The organism is Streptomyces sp. OfavH-34-F (assembly GCF_022347745.1).
Classification (GTDB): domain Bacteria; phylum Actinomycetota; class Actinomycetes; order Streptomycetales; family Streptomycetaceae; genus Streptomyces.
Genome location: NZ_JAKRGC010000546.1, coordinates 1 through 2,282, shown reverse-complemented (window position 1 = coordinate 2,282; position 2,282 = coordinate 1). Strand labels below are relative to the sequence as shown.

Below are 2,282 nucleotides of genomic sequence, written 5' to 3'. Positions count from 1 at the left end.
ACGTCGAGGCCGCGCAGCAGCTCCGCCTCGCCGGGCGCCGCCGACAGCGCGCCCATGCCTAGTTCCGGTGCCCCCCACGCGGACAGCACCGGCACCCCGAACACCTCGCGCAGCTCGGCGGCCAGCGGCTCCGGGGTGCTGGTCCGCCCGCCGGACAGGACGAGCCGCAGCCGGTCCGGGCCCCGGGGGCGCCGGCGCCGGGCGGTGAGCAGTTCCGCGAAGTAGGCGGGCTCCGCGTACACCTGGTGGACCCCGGCGTACGCCATCAGGTCCAGGCAGCCGCCGGGGTTCCACACGTCCTGCCAGACGCCCGTCCCGCCGACCGCCAGCGGCCAGCACACCGTGTAGAGCAGTGAGGCGAGCGAGGTCAGCGGCAGCGTGGACAGGAAGACCTCGCCGGGCCGCCGCCCCGGCCCCAGCGGATGGTGCTGGGCGGAGATGTTGGCGTACAGCGTGTCGGGGGAGTGCACCACCGAGGTGTACGCGTCGCGCAGCCCCATCACGCTGATCAGCAGCGCGGGCCGGTCGGCGCGCCCCGGCAGCGGAGGCGGGCGGCGGCCGGCCGCGGTCCGCTCGTGCGGGGTGCGGGTGAAGTGGGCCGCGAAGTCGACGGACCCGGTCGCGGCCGCGTCGCCCAGCACCACGCGGTGCCGCAGCCACGGCAGTCCGGGCGCGAGGCCGGCCAGCGCCTCGGCGTGCGGGAAGCCCTCCCAGACGTCCGGGACCACGCAGACGCGGGCGCGGGTGCCGTCCAGGATGTGCCGCAGCCCGTGGGCCCGTACGGTCGGCAGCACCGGCACCGCGACGGCCCCGGCCCGCCAGCAGGCGAGGGTGAGCGCGGCCGTCTCCCACCAGTTCGGCAGCTGGTAGGCGACCGGGTCGCCCGGCGCGACCCCCAGCGAGACCAGCGCCGCCGCGAAGCGCTCCACGTACAGGGCGAGTTGCCCGTAGGTGACCGTGATCCGGCGTTCACCGGCCGGGCGCAGCACGCGCTCGGCGACGATCGCGGGGCGCTGCGGATACGCGGCGGCGGTGCGGCGCAGATCGTCCAGGAAGGTCTCCTCGCGCCACCACCCGGCCGCCCGGAACCGGTGGACGACGTCGTCGGGTGCGGTGAGTTCGCGCAGGCGGCGCTCGGCGGTGCCGGTGCCGCGGGTCATCCCCACCGGCCCACCGCCCCCGCCACCTGGACCCGCGAGGTGCAGCCCAGGCGCCGCATCACCTGGCGGACGTGGTTGACGACGGTCCACTCGGAGATGTCCAGCCGGGCCGCGATGTGCCGGTTGGTCAGCCCCTCCGCGACGAGCAGCGCCACCTGCGCCTGGCGGGGGGTCAGCGCCTGGGCGTCGGCGGCCGCCCCGGCCACCGGGTGCCGCGACGGCACGGGCGAGGACAACGCCTCGGCCACCGCCGTCGCGGCGGACATCCGCACGCCCTCCGCCCAGGCGGTCGCGAAGTCCGGCCAGTCCAGCCGGGCCCCCAGCTCCGTGCGGGCCCGCTCGGCCTGCGAGCGCCACTCCTGCGGGACCTCGGCGCCGGTCCGCTGCCGCAGCACGTCGGCCGCCGCCAGCAGCCGCACCGCGCGCGGGCGCTGCGCGGGCTGGGTGCGGAGCAGCAGCAGCGCGTACTCCTCAAGCGCGCCGGGGAGTTCGGTGCGCTCGTCGATGGCCTCGTACAGCCGCAGCGCCTCCCTCAGCGCGGTCTCGGCCGGCTCCGGCTCGTCGCCCTCCAGGTCCAGCGCGGCCCGTGCCCGCAGCGCCCCGGCGAGCCCGCGTCCGTCGCGGCTGCGGCGGAAGGTCTCCTCCGCCGTGACGAGCAGGGCGCGTCCCTTGCGCCGGTCGCCCTCGGCGCACAGGGCGGCGGCCAGCGCGACCGCCGCTTCGGCGGTGCCCCCGGTGACGCCCATCGTGGACAGCGCGCTGTGCGCGGTGACCAGCACGCTGCGGGCCGCCGTCGCGTCGCCGGTACGCAGCAGGGCGGTGCCGAGCCGGAGCGAGGCGAGGGCGTTCTGCCGCCGGTCGCCGACGCCCTTGCCGAGCGCGAGGGCCCGCCGGTGGCGGCGTACGGCCTCCTGCGGGTCGCCCAGGGCCAGCGCGAACACCCCGGACAGGTCGGTGAGCCGGGCCCTCGGCGCCTCCGGGAGCGGTCCGGCGCCGGCGACCGTGTCGCACCACTCCAGGCCCTCGCGCAGCCGCCCCTGCGCCAGCCACGGCAGATGGCAGCCGAGCACCAGGGCCGCCGCCGCCTCGCCGTCGCCGCGCTCGTGCAGCTGCCGCAGGGCC

At 78.1% G+C, this 2,282-nt stretch carries 2 protein-coding genes; both read right to left on the bottom strand.

Translation table 11 applies throughout. The features are described 5' to 3' along the window. On the bottom strand, positions 1–1,160 hold a 1,160-nt coding region (locus MHW47_RS34680; RefSeq protein ID WP_239227805.1), incomplete at its 3' end, for an AMP-binding protein. Continuing rightward, a partial coding sequence (locus tag MHW47_RS34675; protein ID WP_239227804.1) for a helix-turn-helix transcriptional regulator occupies positions 1,157–2,282 on the bottom strand: 1,126 nt, incomplete at its 5' end. The genes MHW47_RS34675 and MHW47_RS34680, both read right to left, overlap by 4 nt.